This window comes from Variovorax sp. BGA-UO-ETr-C22 (assembly GCF_059567965.1).
Window position 1 is genome coordinate 1 of the sequence record NZ_JCAQPA010000007.1, and the last position, 19,455, is coordinate 19,455.

Annotated in this window: 21 protein-coding genes and 1 tRNA gene; 6 read left to right on the plus strand and 16 right to left on the minus strand. The window is 66.0% G+C overall.

All coding sequences use genetic code 11. The features are described from left to right. Nucleotides 1-80: 80 nt before the first annotated feature. From AC57B8_RS04010 to AC57B8_RS04065, 12 genes are all read right to left on the minus strand, one after another. The gene (locus AC57B8_RS04010; RefSeq protein WP_496478744.1) at nt 81-257 is read right to left on the minus strand and encodes an Arm DNA-binding domain-containing protein; all 177 of its coding nucleotides are present in this window, start codon (nt 255-257) and stop codon (nt 81-83) included. 192 nt (nt 258-449) lie between these two features. Continuing rightward, nucleotides 450-526 (minus strand) — tRNA-Pro (locus tag AC57B8_RS04015). A 26-nt stretch (nt 527-552) separates the two neighbouring features. Next, nucleotides 553-1,011 carry a MerR family transcriptional regulator gene (locus AC57B8_RS04020; RefSeq protein WP_095946954.1) on the minus strand — a complete coding sequence of 153 codons (459 nt, stop codon included), beginning with the start codon at nt 1,009-1,011 and terminating at the stop codon, nt 553-555. 64 nt (nt 1,012-1,075) lie between these two features. Then, nucleotides 1,076-1,450: an integration host factor subunit alpha gene (locus tag AC57B8_RS04025; protein WP_095747662.1), complete on the minus strand. Its 375-nt coding sequence runs from the start codon at nt 1,448-1,450 to the stop codon at nt 1,076-1,078. A gap of 2 nt (nt 1,451-1,452) precedes the next feature. Then, nucleotides 1,453-3,894 (minus strand): phenylalanine--tRNA ligase subunit beta, encoded by a 2,442-nt coding sequence (gene pheT / locus AC57B8_RS04030; RefSeq protein WP_496478745.1) that lies wholly within the window; start codon nt 3,892-3,894, stop codon nt 1,453-1,455. 45 nt (nt 3,895-3,939) lie between these two features. Next, nucleotides 3,940-5,016, minus strand: coding sequence for a phenylalanine--tRNA ligase subunit alpha (pheS, locus tag AC57B8_RS04035; protein ID WP_496478746.1), 1,077 nt, complete (start codon nt 5,014-5,016; stop codon nt 3,940-3,942). Between the two features lie 112 nt (nt 5,017-5,128). Next, complete coding sequence (gene rplT / locus AC57B8_RS04040) at nt 5,129-5,488, minus strand: 50S ribosomal protein L20 (protein WP_007832499.1); 360 nt, start codon at nt 5,486-5,488, stop codon at nt 5,129-5,131. A 24-nt stretch (nt 5,489-5,512) separates the two neighbouring features. Next, nucleotides 5,513-5,716, minus strand: a complete 204-nt coding sequence (gene rpmI / locus AC57B8_RS04045) for a 50S ribosomal protein L35 (RefSeq protein WP_007832497.1) — start codon at nt 5,714-5,716, stop codon at nt 5,513-5,515. A gap of 153 nt (nt 5,717-5,869) precedes the next feature. Beyond that, nucleotides 5,870-6,493: a translation initiation factor IF-3 gene (gene infC / locus AC57B8_RS04050; RefSeq protein ID WP_082818065.1), complete on the minus strand. Its 624-nt coding sequence runs from the start codon at nt 6,491-6,493 to the stop codon at nt 5,870-5,872. 101 nt (nt 6,494-6,594) lie between these two features. Then, nucleotides 6,595-8,502, minus strand: coding sequence for a threonine--tRNA ligase (thrS, locus tag AC57B8_RS04055; protein WP_496478747.1), 1,908 nt, complete (start codon nt 8,500-8,502; stop codon nt 6,595-6,597). 216 nt (nt 8,503-8,718) lie between these two features. Continuing rightward, entirely contained in the window at nt 8,719-9,516 is a 798-nt protein-coding gene (locus AC57B8_RS04060; protein WP_496478748.1) for a thioesterase family protein, read from the minus strand. 17 nt (nt 9,517-9,533) lie between these two features. Continuing rightward, on the minus strand, nt 9,534-9,848 hold the full coding sequence (locus AC57B8_RS04065) for a putative quinol monooxygenase (RefSeq protein WP_070061263.1): 315 nt from the start codon (nt 9,846-9,848) through the stop codon (nt 9,534-9,536). A gap of 121 nt (nt 9,849-9,969) precedes the next feature. Between AC57B8_RS04065 and AC57B8_RS04070 the strand changes: the two genes are divergently transcribed. Continuing rightward, the gene (locus AC57B8_RS04070) at nt 9,970-10,938 is read left to right on the plus strand and encodes a GlxA family transcriptional regulator (RefSeq protein ID WP_159271180.1); all 969 of its coding nucleotides are present in this window, start codon (nt 9,970-9,972) and stop codon (nt 10,936-10,938) included. 98 nt (nt 10,939-11,036) lie between these two features. On the opposite strand, the gene aceA is transcribed toward AC57B8_RS04070, so the two are convergent. Then, nucleotides 11,037-12,368 carry an isocitrate lyase gene (aceA, locus tag AC57B8_RS04075; RefSeq protein WP_056579731.1) on the minus strand — a complete coding sequence of 444 codons (1,332 nt, stop codon included), beginning with the start codon at nt 12,366-12,368 and terminating at the stop codon, nt 11,037-11,039. Nucleotides 12,369-12,573: 205 nt separating this feature from the next. Next, entirely contained in the window at nt 12,574-12,996 is a 423-nt protein-coding gene (locus tag AC57B8_RS04080; protein ID WP_496478749.1) for a gamma-glutamylcyclotransferase family protein, read from the minus strand. Nucleotides 12,997-13,031: 35 nt separating this feature from the next. On the opposite strand from AC57B8_RS04080, the gene AC57B8_RS04085 reads away from it, so the two are divergent. Continuing rightward, a complete protein-coding gene (locus tag AC57B8_RS04085; protein WP_496478750.1) occupies nt 13,032-13,961 on the plus strand; it encodes a DMT family transporter in 930 nt (309 codons plus the stop codon). A gap of 155 nt (nt 13,962-14,116) precedes the next feature. Beyond that, on the plus strand, nt 14,117-14,560 hold the full coding sequence (locus tag AC57B8_RS04090) for an SWIB/MDM2 domain-containing protein (protein ID WP_062473465.1): 444 nt from the start codon (nt 14,117-14,119) through the stop codon (nt 14,558-14,560). Between the two features lie 40 nt (nt 14,561-14,600). Here AC57B8_RS04090 and AC57B8_RS04095 read toward each other — a convergent pair whose 3' ends face one another. Beyond that, entirely contained in the window at nt 14,601-15,368 is a 768-nt protein-coding gene (locus tag AC57B8_RS04095) for a helix-turn-helix domain-containing protein (protein WP_496478751.1), read from the minus strand. Nucleotides 15,369-15,483: 115 nt separating this feature from the next. On the opposite strand from AC57B8_RS04095, the gene AC57B8_RS04100 reads away from it, so the two are divergent. After that, nucleotides 15,484-15,777, plus strand: coding sequence for a hypothetical protein (locus AC57B8_RS04100; RefSeq protein ID WP_062473468.1), 294 nt, complete (start codon nt 15,484-15,486; stop codon nt 15,775-15,777). On the opposite strand, the gene AC57B8_RS04105 is transcribed toward AC57B8_RS04100, so the two are convergent. Further along, nucleotides 15,743-17,467, minus strand: a complete 1,725-nt coding sequence (locus tag AC57B8_RS04105; protein WP_496478752.1) for a thiamine pyrophosphate-binding protein — start codon at nt 17,465-17,467, stop codon at nt 15,743-15,745. The genes AC57B8_RS04100 and AC57B8_RS04105 overlap by 35 nt on opposite strands. Before the next feature lie 95 nt (nt 17,468-17,562). Here AC57B8_RS04105 and AC57B8_RS04110 point away from each other — a divergent pair, with 95 nt between their 5' ends. Further along, on the plus strand, nt 17,563-18,219 hold the full coding sequence (locus AC57B8_RS04110; protein ID WP_095946946.1) for a TetR/AcrR family transcriptional regulator: 657 nt from the start codon (nt 17,563-17,565) through the stop codon (nt 18,217-18,219). 155 nt (nt 18,220-18,374) lie between these two features. Next, entirely contained in the window at nt 18,375-19,358 is a 984-nt protein-coding gene (locus tag AC57B8_RS04115; RefSeq protein WP_139706941.1) for a tripartite tricarboxylate transporter substrate binding protein, read from the plus strand. The last annotated feature ends 97 nt before the right edge of the window (nt 19,359-19,455 follow it).

Sequence of the window (19,455 nt, forward strand, 5' to 3'; positions counted from 1 at the left end):
GGAGGTCACAGAACAAGGCAAGACATACACTTATCCACAGTCGACCATTGCTGCGTCGGCTTCCACCCCTGGCTCACGATTCAAGCGGCGCGGTGGCTCAGTTCTACTTCGGCGCGGACAATCTTGAATTTCCAGAACCAGCGGCGGGAGCCCGACGCAGAGACTTCCAGGTAGAGGCCACCTGAATCGGTGTAGCGCGCCTGCTTCCGCTCGGGCGGACAGGTGGCATTCCGGCACTCGGCATCGGTCAATGGCATGAGGCTACCTCCAGGGGTGGGGGTACAAAACTGCCATCCCTGGGGGTTCAGGCGGCTTGTACCCCCTTTTGTACCCCCTCTTGGCGCTGGCAGCCACCAGATTTCAGTGTATGCCTCCGGACGCGATTCGCCCAGCTTCCCAATGAAAAAGGGCGTCCGGTGGATGAAACCGGACGCCCTTGGACGTTTTGTTGGTCGGTGTGAAAGGATTCGAACCTTCGACCCCTTGCACCCCATGCAAGTGCGCTACCAGGCTGCGCCACACACCGAAGCTCTCGATTATAGCGGGCTAAATTCAGTGTCCGACAGTCAGAAGCTCACGAATTTCAAAGAGTTCGCGGCGAAGGTGCAACAACTGCGACAGATCGACGCTCTGTGCAGCCGCCGCGGGCCCCGGTTCCTCGTGCACGGCAGCGTCGAATTCCTCCTGGCCGATCTCGATGGCCTCCAGGCCTTCGAGCGGCACTTCGCCTGCCTTGCGGCGGTCGCGCTCGCCCTGCGTGAGTTCCTGCAGCTTGTTGCGCGCACCGCTGATGGTGAAGCCCTGGTCGTAGAGCAGGTCGCGGATGCGGCGGATCATCAGCACCTCGTGGTGCTGGTAATAGCGGCGGTTGCCGCGCCGCTTCATCGGGCGAAGCTGCGTGAACTCCTGCTCCCAATAGCGCAGCACATGCGGCTTCACGCCGCAGAGCTCGCCGACCTCACCGATGGTGAAGTAGCGTTTGACGGGAATCGGCGGGAGCGTTTTCTCCATTGAAATCAAGACTGTGCGCGGGAAACCTCATAGATTACTCTACGCGGACGCACAGCACCAAGCACTATTCCGCGCCCAGGCTCCACTCGACTTCGGAAGTGCCGCCCTGCGGCTCGACGCTGCCCTGGATCTGCTCCTTGAGCTTGGCACTCGCATGGAAAGTGGCCACGCGGCGCTCGCCGATCGGAATGGCTTCGCCGGTGCGCGGGTTGCGCCCGGGTCGGGGCGCCTTCACGCGGATCTGGAAGTTGCCGAAGCCCGAGATCTTCACGTCCGTGCCTTCGATCAGGCTGCTGGCCACGAGCTCGAAGAACGCCTCCACCATGTCCTTCGATTCACGCTTGTTCAGGCCAATCTGCTCGAACAGCAGGTCGGCCAGGTGCGCCTTGGTGAGCGCCGGCGTTTCGAGGGCTTCGAGCGTGAATTCGGCGGCGTTCATCTTCATCCTCTCAAGCGGCCGCCCAGGGTGGCGCCCAGTTGTTCGACGATTGCACGGACAGCGGGTTCGACCTGCTCGTCCGTCAGCGTGGCGGCATCGCTCTGGAAGGTCAGGCGCACGGCCATGCTCTTCTCGCCCGGTGCCAGCGCACCCGGCGCTGCCACGGCGCCTTCGCGCAGGGGCTGCGGACGGTAGATGTCGAACAGCGTCGCATCGCGTAGCAGGCCCGAGGCGGACGCGCCCGCGCGGATGGCCTGCATCAGTGCGTCGTGCGACACCGCTTCGGCCACGACCACCGCGATGTCGCGCTCGACGGCCTGGTGCTTGGGCACCGGCTGCGCCACGGGCACGCGCCGCGCCGTGACGGCGTCGAGGTCGAGTTCGAACAGCACGGGCGCCTGGGTGAAGTCCCACTTCTGGCGCCAGCGCGGATGCAGCTCGCCGATGAAGCCGATGGCCTGGCCGTCGAGCAGCACGCGGGCCGAACGGCCGGGGTGCAGCGCGGGGTGCTCGGCCGCTTCGAAGGTCGGCACGCGCGGCGCGAGCAGCGCTTCGACATCACCCTTGACGTCGTAGAAATCGACACGCTGCGGCTTGCCGTCCCAGCGCGATGCCTCGGCATCGCCCCAGGCCAGGCCTGCCACGCGCATGGGCTGGTTCACGCCGCGCACGGTGCTGTCGGTGGTGACAACGCTGTCGTCGCGCAGGAACACGCGGCCCAGCTCGAACACGCGCACACGCGGTGCCTTGCGGTCGAGGTTGAACTTGAGCACCTGCAGCAGCGAGCCGAGCAGCGACGAGCGCATCACGCTCATCTGGCTGGCGATGGGGTTCAGCAGCTTGACCGGGTTGGCGTTGCCCGCCAGGTCCTGCTCCCAGTGCGCTTCGACAAAGCTGAAGTTGATGGTTTCCTGGTAACCCAGCGCTGCAACGCTGCGACGCACCGCGAAGCGGCTGCGCTGCACCTCGGGGCGCACGCGGGCCGTGATGGGCGCGAGCGGCGCGGTGGTCGGCAGGTTGTTGAAGCCGATCAGGCGCGCCACTTCTTCGATCAGGTCTTCCTCGATCAGCAGGTCGAAGCGGTGCGGCGGCGGCGTGACGGTCAGCGTGCCTTCGCCTTCGGTGATTTCGAAACCGAGGCGGTGGAGTGCGTCGGCGCATTGCGCCTGCGTCAGCGGCATGCCGATGACGCGCGCGGCGCGGGCCACGCGCAGCGTGACGGGTGCGGCTTCGGGCAGGCGCAAGGTCTGGTCGTCCATCTTGCCGGCTTCGCCGCCGCAGATCTCGACGACCAGTTGCGTGATGCGTTCGATGATCTGCACGGTGCGGCTCGGGTCGACGCCGCGCTCGTAGCGGTGGCCGGCGTCGGTCGAGAAGTTGAAGCGGCGCGAACGGCCCTGCACGGCCTCGGGCCACCAGAACGCGGCCTCGACGTAGATGTTGCGCGTGTCGTCGGTCACCGAGGTGGCGTCGCCGCCCATGATGCCGGCGAGCGACTCGACCTCGCGGTCGTCGGCGATCACGCCGACCTTTTCGTCGACGGTGATCGTCGTGCCGTTGAGCAGCTTGAGCTGTTCGCCCACCTTGCCCCAGCGCACCGTGAGGCCGCCGTGGATCTTGTCGAGGTCGAAGATGTGGCTGGGCTGGCCGTACTCGAACATCACGTAGTTCGAGATGTCGACCAGCGGCGTCACGCTGCGCTGGCCGCAGCGCGCGAGGCGCTCGACCATCCACGCGGGCGTGGCGACCTTGGTGTTCACGCCGCGCACGATGCGGCCCGAGAAGCGGCCGCACAGGTCAGGCGCCTCGACCTTGACGGGCAGCACATCGGAGAACGACGTGGCCACGGGTGCAATGGCCGGCGTCTTCAGCGGTGCGCCGGTGAGTGCGGCGAGTTCGCGCGCCACGCCGTACACGCTGAGGCCGTGCGCCAGGTTCGGCGTGAGCTTGAGCGTGAGCAGTGCGTCGTCGAGCTTGAGCACGTCGCGCACGTCGGCGCCGATGGGGGCGTCGGCGTCGAGTTCGAGCAGGCCGCCGTGGTCTTCGCTCAGCTTCAGCTCGCGCGCCGAGCACAGCATGCCCTGGCTCTCGACGCCGCGCAGCTTGCCCAGCTTGATGAGGAAGGGCTTGCCGTCTTCACCCGGCGGCAGTTCGGCACCGACGAGGGCGCACGGCACCTTGATGCCGACGCGCGCATTGGGCGCACCGCACACGATGTTCAGCAAGGCGCCCTGCCCCACGTCGACCTGGCACACACGCAGGCGATCGGCATTCGGGTGCTGCACGGCTTCCTTGATTTCGCCGACCACGATGCGCGTGAAAGGCGGCGCCACCGGACGGCGCTCTTCGACTTCGAAGCCGCCCATGGTGAGCGTTTCGGCCAGTGCGGCGCTGTCGAGGGGCGGGTTGCAGAACTCGCGCAGCCAGGATTCCGGGAATTGCATCTCTTCGATCTCGATCTGGTTTTTCTATCTGTGGAAAGGACGTGCTTACTGGAACTGCGAGAGAAAACGCAGGTCGCCGTCGAAGAACAGGCGCAGGTCGTTCACGCCGTAGCGCAGCATGGTGAGCCGGTCGGGGCCCATGCCGAAGGCAAAGCCGATGTAGCGCTCCGGGTCGAGGCCCATGTTGCGCACCACGTTCGGGTGCACCTGGCCCGAGCCGGCGACTTCGAGCCAGCGGCCGGCCAGCGGGCCGCTCGCGAACTGGATGTCGATTTCGGCGCTGGGCTCGGTGAACGGGAAGAAGCTCGGGCGGAAACGCAGCACGAGGTCGTCGCGCTCGAAGAAGGTGCGGCAGAAGTCGGTGAAGACGACCTTCAGGTCCTTGAAGCTGACGTTCTCGCCGAGCCACAGGCCTTCGCACTGGTGGAACATGGGCGAGTGGGTGGCATCGCTGTCGACACGGTAGGTGCGCCCGGGCGCGATCACGCGAATCTCGGGCGCCTTCACGGTGCCGGTGGTGTCGGCGGCAGCCGCGGCGAACTCGGCCGCGTACTTCTTGGTGTGCTGGTGGGCGTAGCGCACCTGCATCGGGCTGGTGTGCGGACGCAGGTTGTAGGGAATGCCGTCGTCGCCCTTGAGGTCGACGTAGAAGGTGTCCTGCATCGAACGCGCCGGGTGGTTCGGCGGGTTGTTGAGCGAGGTGAAGCTGTGCCAGTCGCTCTCGATCTCGGGGCCGTCGGCCACGTCGAAACCCATGCTCGAGAAGATCTCCTCGATGCGCTCCAGGGTACGGCTCACGGGGTGCAGTCCGCCGCCGGCGCGGTGGCGCCCGGGCAGGCTCACGTCGAGCGCTTCGGCGCGCAATTGCAGCGAGAGTTCTTCGTCGGCGAGTTGCTGGCGGCGATCGGTCAGTGCGGCCTCGATGGCCTGCTTGCCGACGTTGATCGCGGCGCCGCGGGACTTCTTCTCTTCGACACTCAGCGCGGCCATGCCCTTCATCAGCTCGGTGATGCGGCCCGACTTGCCAAGGAACTGGGCCTTGGCGTTTTCGAGCTCTGCGGGCGTTTTCGCTTCGGCGAAGGCGGTGCGTGCGGTGTCGACCAGGGAGTCCAACTCGTTCATAGCAACAAAAATCTTCGAGGGGAAATAAAAAAGAGCTGGAGCCTTTTCAAGCGCCAGCCCTTGAGCCGTGGGCGCAAGAAGCCGTCCGGAGACGGCAACCTGCTGTGCAAAATCAAGCAGCCAGCTTGGCCTTGACCTGCTCCACGATGCCGGCAAAAGCGGCCTTGTCGTGCACGGCGATGTCCGCAAGCATCTTGCGGTCGATCTCGATACCGGCCTTGCGGATGCCGTTGGCGAACTGGCTGTAGGTCAGGCCCAGTTCACGCGAGGCGGCGTTGATACGCGCGATCCACAGCTGACGGAACACGCGCTTCTTGGTACGGCGGTCACGGTAGGCATATTGCCCAGCCTTCATCACCGCCTGTTTGGCGACGCGGAAGACATTACCGCGGCGACCGCGGAAACCCTTGGCGAGTGCGAGAACTTTCTTGTGGCGGGCGCGAGCCGTTACACCACGTTTGACGCGAGGCATGTGTGTACTCCTTGTTCGTCTGAGTTAAATGCCACGACCGGGCAGCATGGCGGCGACAGAAACCATGTTGGTCTCATGCACTGCGACTGCACCACGCAGGTGACGCTTGTTCTTGGTGGTCTTCTTCGTCAAGATGTGACGCTTGAAGGCTTGACCGCGCTTGACGGTGCCACCGGGACGAACGCGGAAACGTTTTTTCGCGCTGCTCTTGGTCTTCATTTTGGGCATGTGAATGCTCCTTTAGTTTGTGCTCGTGAGGCGCCGCGGATACTCCACGGACTTGTTGGCCCCGAGACACTTCTTTATCTCGCCCCCGCCTGCACTTCTTTCGAAATGCGGGCCAGGGCGAAATCCCTTCAAAACCCGTCTACTGCAAATGCCTCAGGCGGTTGCCGTGGGCGCTGCTGCCGGCGCAGCATCTGCTGCCGGCTTCGGCGCCGCGCCGCCAACCTTCTTGCGGCCCGGAGCGATCATCATGATCATCTGACGGCCTTCCAGCTTCGGGAACTGCTCGACCATGATCGTGTCGCCCAGTTCGTCGCGAATGCGCTGCAGCAGAGCCAGACCGAGCTCCTGGTGCGTGATCTCGCGGCCGCGGAAGCGCAGCGTGATCTTGCATTTGTCGCCCTCTTCAAGAAAGCGCCTGATGTTGCGCATCTTGATGTTGTAGTCGCCATCGTCGGTACCGGGCCGGAACTTGATTTCCTTGACCTCGATGACCTTCTGCTTCGACTTCGCCTCGGCTGCCTTTTTCTGCTCGTGGTACTTGAACTTTCCGTACTCGATCAGGCGGCACACGGGCGGATTGGCCGCAGCAACGACCTCCACCAGATCCACGTCAGCCTCACCCGCAAGGCGCAAGGCTTCGGAAAGGCTCATGACACCCAATGGCTCGTTTTCCGGGCCGACCAGGCGGACTTCCGGGGCCATGATTTCCCGGTTCAGGCGGTGTTGGCGTTCCTCGCGGTGGCGGCGGTCGCGAAATGCAGTAGCGATGGTCAGAATCCTTCAAAGTTTGCTACAAAATCTGTAGCGATCGCCGCTCAGTCTTCGCGGACAGGCGGCACGAGATGGCAGAGAAACATATGGGGTGTTTCAGAGACAAATCAACGCTTGTCAGCAACGTCCTGGACGAGCCGTTGCGTGAACGATTCGAGGGACATTGCACCGAGGTCTTGATTGCCCCGGGCGCGCACTGCGACGGCACCTGCTTCCTTTTCCTTGTCACCCACGACGAGGATGTAAGGGAGCTTTTGCAACGAATGCTTCCGTATTTTATACGTAATCTTTTCGTTGTGCAGATCCAGCTGAACTCTAAGCCCTTGATTTTGCAGCGTTTTCGCAACTTGCGCAGCGTAGTCGGCCTGTCCTTCGCTGATATTGAGCACCGCCACCTGCACCGGAGCGAGCCATGCGGGCATGGCGCCTGAGTGGTGTTCGATGAGCATGCCGATGAAGCGCTCGAGGCTGCCGACGATGGCGCGGTGCAGCATCACCGGGTGGGCGCGACCGCTCGATTCCGTGACGTACTCGCCGCCCAGGCGCTCGGCCGTGTTGAAGTCGACCTGCATCGTGCCGCACTGCCAGTGGCGGCCGATGGCGTCGCGCAGCGTGTACTCGATCTTCGGGCCGTAGAAGGCGCCGTCGCCGGGCGAGATGACGAAGTCCACGCCCGAGCGGCGCAGCGACTCCATCACCGCGTGCTCGGCCTTGTCCCACAGTTCGTCGGAGCCCACGCGGTTTTCGGGCCGCGTCGCGACCTTGTAGAGGATGTCCGTGAAGCCGAAGTCGGCATAGACCTTCTGCAGCTGTGCCGTGTAGGCGATGCATTCGTCGAGGATCTGGTCTTCCGTGCAGAAGATGTGGCCGTCGTCCTGCGTGAAGCCGCGCACGCGCATGATGCCGTGCAGGGCGCCGCTGGGTTCATTGCGGTGGCACTGGCCGAACTCGCCGTAGCGCAACGGCAGGTCGCGGTAGCTGCGCAGGTCGCTCTTGAAGATCAGCACGTGGCCCGGGCAGTTCATCGGTTTGAGCGCGTATTCGCGCTTCTCCGACTCCGTCGTGAACATGTTGTCGCGGTAGTTCTGCCAGTGGCCCGTCTTCTCCCACAGGCTCTTGTCCAGGATCTGCGGGCCCTTCACTTCCCAGTAGCCCGTGTCGCGGTAGATGCCGCGCATGTACTGCTCGACCTGCTGCCAGACCGCCCAGCCCTTGGGGTGCCAGAACACCACGCCCGGCGCCACTTCGTCGATGTGGAACAGGTCGAGTTCCTTGCCCAGCTTGCGGTGGTCGCGCTTCTCGGCTTCCTCGATGCGCTGGATGTACTGGTCGAGCTGCTTCTTGTCGGCCCAGGCCGTGCCGTAGATGCGCTGCAGCTGCTCGTTCTTGGCGTCGCCGCGCCAGTAGGCGCCGGCCAGCTTCGTGAGCTTGAAGACCTTCAGGAAGCGCGTGTTCGGCACGTGCGGGCCGCGGCACATGTCGACGTATTCCTGGTGGTAGTACAGGCCCATGGCCTGCTCGTCGGGCATGTCTTCGACGAGGCGCAGCTTGTAGTCCTCGCCGCGCGACTTGAAGACCTCGATGACTTCCGCGCGCGGCGTCATCTTCTTGACCACGTCGTAGTCCTGCGCGATCAGCTCGCGCATGCGCGCCTCGATGGCGGCCATGTCCTCGGGCGTGAAGGGACGCTCGAACGAGATGTCGTAGTAGAAGCCTTCGTCGATCACCGGCCCGATCACCATCTTGGCCGTCGGGTACAGCTGCTTCACCGCATGGCCGACCAGGTGGGCCGTCGAGTGGCGGATGATCTCCAGACCCTCGTCGTCCTTGGGCGTGATGATCTGCAGCTTGGCATCGCGGTCGATGATGTCGCTGGCATCGACGAGCTTGCCGTCGATCTTGCCGGCCACCGTCATCTTGGCGAGGCCAGGGCCGATGGACTGGGCCACTTCGGCCACCGAAACCGGGCCGGGGAACTCGCGGCGCGAGTTGTCGGGGAGCGTGATCTGGATCATGTGAAAACCTCGGGGAGAAAAACAAAAAAGCGCGGTGGATGCCGCGCTTTGCTTGGTTGGTGCGCTGGAAAAACCAGCGAGCGCGGGGCTACCGGCCCTTTCCTTCGAAGAAGAAAAAGCCGCTGAATCCTTGCGGGGTAGTTCGCGGTGTCATAACCAAGGTGCCTTTCTCGCTCTTGTTGAGTGCAGAGTGGGCGATTCTAGCCGCTGCCCGCTTCAGCCGCGCGCCTCGAACAGGAGGCTGGAAACGCACTGCCCGACCAGCCCGTCGCGGTCGTGCAGCTGCCCGACGGCATAGCCCGTGCCCATCGGGCCCGCAAGCGTGAGGGCGTCGACCAGCATCCAATCGCCGCGCGGCGTCCGCCGCAGGTTGATCGTCAGGTCGGCATTGACGAAACCCAGCCGCGCCGGATGCGCCCACTGCGAGATGCCCGCCACGAGATCGGCCGCCGAAGCCACCTGGGCCAGCGGCGATGCGGCCTCGGCGTCGACCAGCGGCCGGCCCAGGCGCAACCATGCGGCAGCCGGGCCGGGCTCGAGGATCTGCCCGCGTGCCATGCGCACGTCCACGCCGGCAAAGAACGGGCTCATGCGGGACGCCGCCGCGGGAATGGGCGCGCCCTCTTCCGGCGGCGCGAACGTCGCGGCGACGAAGGCGTCCGCGGCCGGCAGTGCGGGCGTCTGCCCGCTGCGCAGCAACAAGGCGGTGCACCGCAGCATGGACTTGCCGTCCTGGACCATGTCGAACGCCACCGTGCGCGCCTTGGCGCCGTCGCGCAGCAGGGTGAATTCGAGCGTGATCGGCGCCCGGCTCGCCGGGCGCCAGAAATCGAAGCTCAACCGCGCCACCTCGCGGCCACGGCTTGCCTCGTGCGCCTGGAGCGCGCGCACGAGCAGCGCGGCGGTCGCGCTGCCCTGCAGAGCATCGGCGGACCACGGGCCGATGGCCGCCTCGGTGGGCACGAAGCGTTCGCCGTCGCTGACGAACACCGGGTCGCCGATAGGTGTCGTCATGGGCTGCACCTGCATGCTCACGACGCCGCGGCCGCCACGTTCTTGAGGCCGAGCACTTCGATCGGCTCGATCGAGGGCGGCCCGGCGAACAGCTCGGGCGCCTGTGCCATCAGGGCCTGGGCGATCGGGCCGGTCAGGTGGGCCTGGCGGCCGGCTTCGTCCTCGAACGCGTCGAACACACCGAAGGTGCTGGGCGACAGCCGCAGCGCAAACCAGATCGGCGTGGTCTTTTCCTCGCGCGCCATGGCCAGGCCGGCCTCGAGGAATTGCTGGACGGCGGCTTCCTTGCCGGGCTTGGCTTCGAGGCGGGCGAACAGTGCGAACTTGATCATGGGACATCTCCTGGGGTGGACAACAACGGCGCACGAGATTGCGCGGCGCTGGCATGGACTCTAGGCAAGCCCCGCCCTCTGGACCATTGGCTTTTTTGACATCTTTGGTATCGTTATTGCCATGAAACTCGATGTCCTCGCCCTCGACGGCGTGTTCGACTCCGGCCTGGCCACGGTGCTCGACGTCTTCACCACCGCGAACGAACTCGCCGCCATGCTGCAGCTCGACGTGGCGCCTTTCGACGTCACCATCGTGGGCACCCGCAAGCGCGTGCGCACCGCCCAGGGTTTCACCGTGCCGGTGACGCACACGCTGGCCGACACCGGCGCCGCCACCGACTGGCTCGTCGTCCCAGCGCTCGGCTGCAAGATGCCCGAGACGCTGGAGCCCGCCCTGCAACGCGCCGACGTCCGCGATGCCTGCGCGGCACTGCGCGCGCGCGCCGAAGACGGCGGCTGCATCGCCGCCGCGTGCATCGGCACCTTCGTGCTGGCGGAAGCCGGCGTGCTCGCGGGCCACAAGGCGACCACCACCTGGTGGCTGGCCACCCTCTTCCGGCAGCGCTACCCGGCGGTGCTGCTCGACGATTCGCGCATGCTGGTCAGTTCGGGGCCGCTCGTGACGGCGGGCGCGGCGCTGAGCCACGTCGACATGGCGCTGTGGCTGGTGCGCCAGGCCAGCCCCGAACTCGCGGCGCTGGTCGCGCGCTACCTCATCGTGGACTCGCGCCCCTCGCAGTCGGCCTACGTGATCTCCGACCACCTCTCGCATGCCGACCCGCTGGTAGAGCGCTTCGAACGCTGGGCGCGCGGGCGGCTGGCCGAGGGTTTCTCGCTCGACGAGGCGGCGCAGGCCGCGGGCACCAGCAAGCGCACGCTGGCCCGGCGCATGCAGCAGGTGCTGGGCAAGAGCCCGTTGTCGTACGTGCAGGACCTGCGCGTCGAACGCGCCGTGCACCTGCTCAAGACCAGCAACAAGAGCCTCGAGCAGATCGCGGGCATGGTCGGCTACGCGGACGGCGTCACCTTGCGCACGCTGCTGCGCCAGCGGCTGGGGCGCGGCGTGCGCGAGGTGCGTCTCGAAGCCTGAGCCTCGCCCGTCGAGCGCCCACGAAAAAGCCCGGCACGAGGCCGGGCTTGGGGGGCGACAGCGCCACGCGCCGTCACTCAGCGATCAACGAAGGCAGCTCAGTGGAACTGTTCTTCTTCGGTCGAACCGGTCAGCGCCTTCACGCTGGACGAGCCGCCCTGGATCACGGTGGTCACATCGTCGAAGTAGCCGGCGCCGACTTCCTGCTGGTGCGACACGAAGGTGTAGCCCTTGTCGCGTGCGGCGAACTCGGGTTCCTGCACCATGTTCACGTAGTGCTTCATGCCTTCGCCGTTGGCATACGCGTGGGCGAACTGGAAGGTGTTGAACCAGTTGATGTGGATGCCGGCCAGCGTGATGAACTGGTACTTGTAGCCCAGCGCCGACAGGTCTTCCTGGAACGAGGCGATCTGCTTGTCGTCCAGGTTCTTCTTCCAGTTGAACGACGGCGAGCAGTTGTACGACAGCAGCTTGCCGGGGCAGGCGGCGTGCACGGCTTGCGCGAATTCACGGGCGAAGCCGATGTCCGGCACGCCGGTTTCGCACCACACCAGGTCGGCGTACGGGGCGTAGGCGACGCCGCGGCTGATGGCTTGCTCCAGGCCGTTCTTGACGCGGTAAAAGCCTTCTTGCGTGCGCTCGCCGGTCAGGAAAGGCTTGTCGTTGGCGTCGTGGTCGGACGTGATCAGGTTCGCGGCTTCCGCATCGGTGCGGGCCAGGACGATGGTCGACACGCCCATGACGTCGGCGGCGAAACGCGCCGAGATCAGCTTCTCGCAGGCTTCCTGCGTCGGCACGAGCACCTTGCCGCCCATGTGACCGCACTTCTTGACGGCGGCCAGCTGGTCTTCGAAGTGCACGCCGGCAGCGCCCGACGCGATCATGTTCTTCATCAGTTCGAAGGCGTTCAGCACGCCGCCGAAGCCGGCTTCCGCGTCCGCGACGATCGGCAGGAAGTAGTCGATGAATTCCTTGTCGCCCGGGTTGATGCCGCGGCCCCACTGGATTTCGTCGGCGCGCTTGAAGGTGTTGTTGATGCGACGGACCATCGTCGGCACCGAGTCGTAGGCGTACAGCGACTGGTCGGGGTACATCGTTTCCGAGGTGTTGCCGTCGGCGGCGACTTGCCAGCCCGACAGGTACACGGCTTCGAGGCCAGCCTTGGCTTGCTGCATGGCTTGGCCAGCAGAGATCGCGCCGAAGGCGTTCACGTAGCCCTTCTTGGCACCGCCGTTGATCTTGGCCCAGAGCTTTTCAGCGCCGCGCTTGGCCAGCGTGTGCTCGATGGGGAGCGAACCGCGCAGGCGAACCACGTCGGCCGCGCTGTAGCCGCGCTTCACGCCCTTCCAGCGCGGGTTGGTGGCCCAGTCCTTTTCGAGGGCAGCAATTTGCTGTTCGCGGCTCAGTTGTTCGTTCAGGGTCTGGGGCATGGTCACTCCGTGAGGTTGATTGAAGGTTGGCGTTGCGGCCGTGGGGTTACTGTAATCCGATTGCGGACTCTTATGTCTTATAGAAGACATATTTTTGAACCAACAAAATCAACAACTTACAAAGATATTTCTCAATGAGAAATTATTTTTCTCATATCGAGAAAAAATATTGCGGCGCAGCAGTTCGAGTTTTCGCGATGCGGAATCACTCTTTCGGTTGTGAAAACGAACGCGCTTTGGCCGCGATGTCCGCCGCATGCGCGATCCAGTCGCCGCTGTCGATCACCCGACGGCCCGCGATGCGCGTCGGATGGATCTCGTAGACCAGGCAGTCGATCGATTGCGCGCCCACCGTCACGCGCACATTGCGCCGGATGTACTCGCCCGAATCGTCGTCGGCTACTTCCTCGAGCCGGTCGAGTTCGCGCTCGACCTCCGGTGCGATGCGATAGACCTCGCCCTTCACGTACCCTGCGCCGCCGAGCACCACGCCCGGGTACGCGCCCAGGTCGTACAGCGTGCCGGCGATGAAGGCCTCGCCGACGAACACTGGCGCCGGTCGGTAGCGCGCGATGTCGTTGCGCCCGCCGCGCCGCAGCGTGCCGTAGACAAGAACGTGGGGCATCATCGAATCCATCCGATCAACAACCAGCGCCCAGTCTATTGAACCCCGCCGCTTCCACCTCCGGCCGCCTCGTGGCCTACGGCTGCCTGGCCTTGAGCATGTCGCTCGTCGGCATCTACGTCGCCCTCTCCAAGCCGCTGGTGGCAGCCTTCCCCGTGCTGCTGCTGGCGTGGCTGCGCTTCGGCATCGCGGCCCTCGCGATGCCGCACTGGCTCCAGCGCACGCCCGAGGAACCACCCATGAGCGCACGCACGCGCGGGCTCGTGTTCCTCGAGTCCTTCCTCGGCAACTTCCTGTTCTCGATCTGCATGCTGTTCGGCGTGAGCCTCACCAGCGCGGTGTCGGCGGGCGTGATCATGGCGTCGATCCCCGCGGTGGTCGCGGTGGCCAGCTGGCTCTTCCTGCGCGAGCGCATCACGGTGCGCATCGGCCTGGCCATTGCCTGCGCGGCACTGGGCATCGGCCTGCTCGCGTTCACGCCGACGCATGCACCGACCGCCACCGGCAGCACGGCCGGTGCGCCGTCGATGCCCTGGCTGGGCAACCTGCTCGTGTTCTGCGCGGTGCTCTGCGAGGCCGCCTATGCGGTGATCGGCAAGTCGCTCACCGGCAAGCTGGGGCCCAAGCGCATCGCGTCGCTCATCAACCTGTGGGGCTTCGTGCTGTCGATGCCCTTCGGCATCTGGTTCGCGCTGCAGTTCGACTTCACCGCCGTGCGCTTCGGCACCTGGGCGCTGCTGGTCGTCTACGCACTGGCCGCCAGCATCTGGACCGTGTGGCTGTGGATGACCGGACTTCGCCACGTACCAGCGGCACAAGCGGGTGTCTTCACTGTGCTGCTGCCCGTCAGCGCGGCCCTCGTGGGCGTGCTCGTGCTCGGGGAAAACCTCACTTCGCCGCAGCTGCTTGCGTTCGCGATCGCCCTCGTGGGCGTGGTGCTGGCGACGTGGCCGGGGCGACGAACGTGAACAACGTCCCTTCTCCCCTCTGAAAAAACAACAGCTCCCAATGAAAAAAGCGCTTTTTCCCTTGGAAACGCGTTTTTTCTCATTTAGCATCCGCATTGCCACTGGAGACGCAAGTTTTTCATTGGTGAACGTTCAACCAAAAAAGGAAATCAACCATGGCAACTGCAAAGAAGGCTCCGGCCAAGAAAGCTCCGGCAAAGAAGGCCGCTCCCGCAAAGAAGGCTGCGGCTCCTGCAAAGAAGGCCGCACCGGCCAAGAAGGCAGCGGCGCCCGCCAAGAAGGCTGCTCCTGCAAAGAAGGCTGCACCGGCGAAGAAGGCTCCTGCAAAGAAGGCCGCTCCCGCCAAGAAGCGCACCCCCAACGCTGCGTTCATGAAGGCCCTGACCCCCAGCCCGGCCCTGGCCGCTGTGGTCGGTTCGACGCCTCTGCCGCGCACCGCTGTGGTGAGCAAGCTGTGGGACTACATCAAGAAGAACAACCTGCAAGACAAGGCCAACAAGCGCAACATCAACGCCGACGCCAAGCTGAAGGAAATCTTCGGCAAGGCCCAGGTTTCGATGTTCGAACTGGCTGCGCTGATTGGCAAGCACGTCAAGTAAGCGTTCGGGGGCCTCGTGCTCCTGAGTCAAAAAGCCCGCGTCATGCGGGCTTTTTTTTCGCCTGCAGCAAGCCCTCGCCCGCCTCGAAGAAGCGCGCGGGCGTGCAGCCGAAGTGCTTGCGGAAGGCCTCGATGAAGGCGCTCACCGAGCTGTAGCCCACCGTCAGCGCCACCGCCGTCACTGGCTCGCGCAGGCTCAGCAACTCCACGGCCTTCAGCAAACGCGCCTGCTGGCGCCATTGCGTGAAGCTCAGCCCGGTCTCGGCCGCGAAGCGGCGCGTGAGCGTGCGACGGGCCATGCCGATGCGATCGGCCCAGTCGTCGATGCCGTCGGCCAGCGCCGGTTCGTCTGCCAGCGCACGCGCCATCGCCACCAGCCGCGGGTCCTGCGGCATGGGCAGATGCAGCGACTCGCGCCCGCCGGCCGCCAGTTCGTCGACCAGCACGCCCACCAATCGCGCGCGGCGGGGCTCCAGCAGTGCGTCGGAGGGCGCCAGCGACATCAGCCGCGCCACCAGCTCTCGCACCAGTGGCGTGGCGGCAAAGACATGCGACCCCTCCGGCAAGGCCTGCGCCACCGACGCATCGATGTGCAGGTGCCATCCCGCCGTGGCCCCGAAGCTCTGCGCGGCATGGGCGCAGCGCGGCGCGATCCAGCCGATCCATCCTGGCGGCTGCACCCAGCGCCCAGCAGGCGTCTCGATGACCTGCAGGCCTTCGCGCAACGCGAACAGCTGGCCGGTCTCGTGTGCGTGGCAGCCCGTGACGCGCGGTGCCTCGTGCGCGTAGCGCCAGAGCGTGGCAGGCAATTCAGCCGCCATGGCTGGCCCGCACGCGGTATCGATTGGCCCCGCGCCGCAAGCCGGGGACAGCCCTGCTGCCTAGCATCGGATGCACCTCCACCCGACTCACCAAGGACCCGCCATGAAAGCGCAAGACATCATTCCCGACGGACAGGACTTCACCGTCATCGACGGCCACACCGTGCGCAAGGGCTCGGTCGGCGCCTTCCTCGCCAATGCGCGCGTGCTCGAAGACCCGAACGCCACGGCCGACGAACGCCGCGTCGCCCGCGACGACCTCGCGGCGCTGATTCCCACGCTCGACGCGCTCGGCCTGTTCGACGTCTTCGAACTGCGCTCGCCCGCGCTGCGCGACGAGGTGGCCCGCCATCGCGTGACGCTCAGCCCTGCGCCTGCTGCTTCGCCGCGCGCGTGATCAACGCCAGCGTGCCGCGCGTGGTGATCACTTCGGGGTCGAGCGGGATCTCGATCAGCGTGCCCGTGTCGGCCGCCAGCGCGCGCAGCAGCGCGGCCTCGAACTGCGCCGTCTCGGTGACGCGCTCGGCCGCGTAGCCGTAGGCGCGCGCCAGGCCGCAGAAGTCGGGGTTGCGCAGCGCGGTGCCGCTGGTGCGCTCGGGGTACTCGCGCTCCTGGTGCATGCGGATCGTGCCGAACATGCCGTTGTTGAGCAGCACGACGATGCTCTTGCCGCCGTGCTGCGAGGCCGTGGCCAGCTCCTGCCCGTTCATCAGAAAGTCGCCGTCGCCCGCGATGGTGAAGGCCACGCGCCCGGTGGCGATGCTCACGGCAATGCCGGCCGGCACGCCGTAGCCCATCGCGCCGCTGGTGGGCGCCAGCTGCGTCTTGGCGCCCTTGGCGAGTCCGTGGTAGCGGAAGTAGCGGTGCACCCAGCTCGCGAAGTTGCCGGCGCCGTTGGTGATGGCCGCATCCGCTGGCAGGTGCTTCTGCAGCAGCGCCACCACAGCGGCCATGTCGACCGCACCGCGCGGCGTCTCGGCCGGCATGCCGGCGAGCGCCTGCGGCTGCAGCCAGGCTTCGTAGTCCGCGTGAAGCTGCTGCGTCCAGGCCTCCCACGACAGCGAGGGCGGCGCGCTCAGCACCTCGAGGCTGCGCGCCGCGGCGCTCATGCCGGCGTTGATCGCCAGGTCGGCCTGGTAGACGCGGTTCAGTTCTTCGGCGCTCGCGTGGATGTGCACCAGCGTCTGCTTGGCCTTCGGCGCTTCGAGCAGCGTGTAGCCGCCGGTCGTCATCTCGCCCAGGCGCGGGCCGATGGCCAGGACCAGGTCGGCATCCTTCACGTGCTGCGCGAGCTTCGGGTTGATGGCAATGCCCACGTCGCCCGCGTACTGCGGGTGGTGGTTGTCGAAGGTGTCCTGGAAGCGGAAGGCGTTCGTCACCGGCAGACGCCAGTTCTCGGCGAAGCGCTGCAGCGCCTGCGCGGCCTGCGGCGTCCAGCCGCCGCCGCCGGCGATCAGCAGCGGGCGCTGCGACTTCAGCAGCAGCTCGCGCAGCGTGCGCAGCGCGCCCGGGTCGCTCCACGGCTGGACCGCCTCCACGCGCGCCAGCGGCCGTGCCGCCGTCTCGGTGCGCAGCATGTCCTCGGGCAGCACCAGCACGACCGGGCCCGGCCGGCCGTTCATCGCGGTGGCGAAGGCGCGCGCGATGTATTCGGGAATGCGGTCGGCGTCGTCGATGCGCTCCACGCGCTTGGCAAAGCCCTTGGTGCTCGGTCCGAAGAAGCTGGCGTAGTCCACTTCCTGGAAGGCCTCGCGGTCGCGGAAGTCGCTGCCGACGTCGCCCACGAACAGCACCATCGGCGTCGAATCCTGGAACGCGTTGTGCACGCCGATCGAGGCGTTGGTCGCGCCCGGCCCGCGCGTCACGAAGCACACGCCCGGGCGCCCCGTGAGCTTGCCGTGCGCCTCGGCCATGAAGGCCGCGCCGCCCTCCTGCCGGTTCACCACGAAGCGTGCGCGGTCGCGGTACGCATGGAAGCCGTCGAGCACCGCCAGGAAGCTCTCGCCCGGCACGCCGAAGGCGAGTTGCATGCCCTGTTCGACCAGGCACTCGACGATCAGGTGGCCCGCGGGTTGTGATGTACTCATGGAAAGTTCGAACCTCAGTTGCAAATGTCTCCGGCGATTATGTGTGCCTGCCTTCCACGCCTTGTCTTAATTCCCCAATTGGTTAAATTCGCGTCATGAAGGCCCCCAAGGACTCTTTGCCCGAAACGCTCGAGCCGCGCTCGCGCGACGCCGACCGCTCGCAACTGGCCATCCTCGCCTCGGCGCGCGACGAGTTCGCCGCACGCGGCCTGGCCGGTGCGCGCATGGACAGCATCGCCGAGCGCGCGGGCCTGAACAAGCGCCTCATCTACTACTACTTCGGCAGCAAGGACGACCTGTTCCTGGCCGTGCTGGAGCGCGTGTACGCCGACATCCGCGCCGCCGAGCAGCGCCTGCACCTGGACGAGATCGAGCCCGTCGAGGCGATCCGCCAGCTGGTGTCGTTCACCTGGCACTACTACCTGGAGCACCCCGAGTTCATCACGCTGCTCAACAGCGAGAACCTGCACGGCGCGGCGCACCTGAAGCGTTCCGACCGCATCCAGGAGATGAACTCGCCGCTGGTGCAGCTGCTCGACACCGTGCTGGAGCGCGGCAAGAAGGACAACCTCTTTCGCGCCGGCGTCGACCCGGTGCAGCTGTACATCTCGATCGCCTCGCTGTGCTACTTCTACCTCTCGAACAACCACACGCTGTCGGCCATCTTCGGGCGTGACCTGCGTGCCCCCAAGGCGATGGCGCAACGCCTCTCGCACATGACCGACCTCGTGCTGGGCTACGTCCTGCACTGAGCCTTCGGGCGCTGCAGGCACCCTTTTCCACGCCCCCGGGTTTTCACCAAGCAGCGTCGGTTGACGCTGCGGCGCAGCCGTTCCTACAATTCACTAATTCACTCAATGGTGAATTGATGACTCAAGAACTGCGGCCCGACCGCGCGGAGACAACCTTGAAGCAACTTGCACGCACCACCCTCCTGGCCTCGCTGACCTGCCTGGCCGCCCTGCTGCCGGGCCTGGCCGCAGCGCAGAACGGCTACCCCACCAAGCCGATCCGCGTGATCGTTCCGTTCGCCGCCGGCAGCACGACGGACATCATTGCCCGCGCCATCGCCGACAAGATGGGCACCAGCATGGGCCAGGCGCTGATCATCGAGAACCGCGGCGGCGCCAGCGGCACCATCGGCCAGCAGGCGGTGGCCACGGCCGCGCCCGACGGCTACACGGTGATGATCCATTCGTCGTCGCACACGGTGAGCCCGTCGACCTTCGCCAAGCTGCCCTTCGACACGGTGCACGACTTCGCGGGCGTCACGCCGATCTCGTCGCTGCCCAACGCGCTGGTCATCTCGCCCAGCAAGAACATCAAGACCCTGCCGCAGCTGCTGGCCGCCGCGCGCGCCAAGCCCGGCAGCATGAACTTCGCCTCGGCCGGCCAGGGCAGCGCCACGCACCTGAACGCCGAGAAGTTCAAGATGGCCGCGAAGATCGACGCGACCAACATCCCGTTCAAGGGATCGGGCGAGGCCGTCACCGAAGTGCTCTCGGGCCGCGTCGACTACTACTTCTCGCCCATCGCGCCCGTCATCGGCCAGATCAAGGAAGGCCAGCTGCTGGCGCTGGCCGTGGGCTCGCCCAAGCGCGCCGCCGCCCTGCCCGACGTGCCCACCACCACCGAGGCCGGCGTGCCCGGCTCCGAGTTCAACTTCTGGATCGGCATGATGGCGCCCGCCAAGACCCCGCGCGACGTCGTCAACCGCCTGCACGACGAGGTGGTCAAGGCCCTGGCCACGCCCGAGGTGAAGGAGCGTTTCCTCAAGCTGGGCGCCGACGCCTGGACGCTCAAGCCCGAGCAGTTCGACGCCTACATCAAGGACGAGATCACCAGCAACGCGCAGCTCGTGAAGGCCGCCGGCCTCGCGGTCCAGCAGTAACAGCAGACACGCCGAGGTCTCGCGCCGCGTCGTGCACGCGGGGCAGCCCGGCCTGCCCCCGGCGTTGCCACGCGCCACGCCGATCGAAGCCCCTTTC

Excerpts from the sequence above, each read along its gene's own strand:
- AC57B8_RS04110 (WP_095946946.1), top strand. The coding sequence starts at position 17,563 with ATGAAGGCCCCCAAGGACTCTTTGCCCGAAACGCTCGAGCCGCGCTCG.
- AC57B8_RS04065 (WP_070061263.1), bottom strand. The coding sequence starts at position 9,848 with ATGATCAAGTTCGCACTGTTCGCCCGCCTCGAAGCCAAGCCCGGCAAG.
- rpmI (WP_007832497.1), bottom strand. The coding sequence starts at position 5,716 with ATGCCCAAAATGAAGACCAAGAGCAGCGCGAAAAAACGTTTCCGCGTT.
- AC57B8_RS04010 (WP_496478744.1), bottom strand. The coding sequence starts at position 257 with ATGCCATTGACCGATGCCGAGTGCCGGAATGCCACCTGTCCGCCCGAG.
- AC57B8_RS04020 (WP_095946954.1), bottom strand. The coding sequence starts at position 1,011 with ATGGAGAAAACGCTCCCGCCGATTCCCGTCAAACGCTACTTCACCATC.
- rplT (WP_007832499.1), bottom strand. The coding sequence starts at position 5,488 with ATGCCTCGCGTCAAACGTGGTGTAACGGCTCGCGCCCGCCACAAGAAA.
- AC57B8_RS04060 (WP_496478748.1), bottom strand. The coding sequence starts at position 9,516 with ATGACGACACCTATCGGCGACCCGGTGTTCGTCAGCGACGGCGAACGC.
- AC57B8_RS04025 (WP_095747662.1), bottom strand. The coding sequence starts at position 1,450 with ATGAACGCCGCCGAATTCACGCTCGAAGCCCTCGAAACGCCGGCGCTC.
- AC57B8_RS04080 (WP_496478749.1), bottom strand. The coding sequence starts at position 12,996 with ATGATGCCCCACGTTCTTGTCTACGGCACGCTGCGGCGCGGCGGGCGC.
- pheS (WP_496478746.1), bottom strand. The coding sequence starts at position 5,016 with ATGAACGAGTTGGACTCCCTGGTCGACACCGCACGCACCGCCTTCGCC.
- thrS (WP_496478747.1), bottom strand. The coding sequence starts at position 8,502 with ATGATCCAGATCACGCTCCCCGACAACTCGCGCCGCGAGTTCCCCGGC.
- AC57B8_RS04090 (WP_062473465.1), top strand. The coding sequence starts at position 14,117 with ATGGCAACTGCAAAGAAGGCTCCGGCCAAGAAAGCTCCGGCAAAGAAG.
- AC57B8_RS04100 (WP_062473468.1), top strand. The coding sequence starts at position 15,484 with ATGAAAGCGCAAGACATCATTCCCGACGGACAGGACTTCACCGTCATC.
- pheT (WP_496478745.1), bottom strand. The coding sequence starts at position 3,894 with ATGCAATTCCCGGAATCCTGGCTGCGCGAGTTCTGCAACCCGCCCCTC.
- aceA (WP_056579731.1), bottom strand. The coding sequence starts at position 12,368 with ATGCCCCAGACCCTGAACGAACAACTGAGCCGCGAACAGCAAATTGCT.
- AC57B8_RS04070 (WP_159271180.1), top strand. The coding sequence starts at position 9,970 with ATGAAACTCGATGTCCTCGCCCTCGACGGCGTGTTCGACTCCGGCCTG.
- AC57B8_RS04105 (WP_496478752.1), bottom strand. The coding sequence starts at position 17,467 with ATGAGTACATCACAACCCGCGGGCCACCTGATCGTCGAGTGCCTGGTC.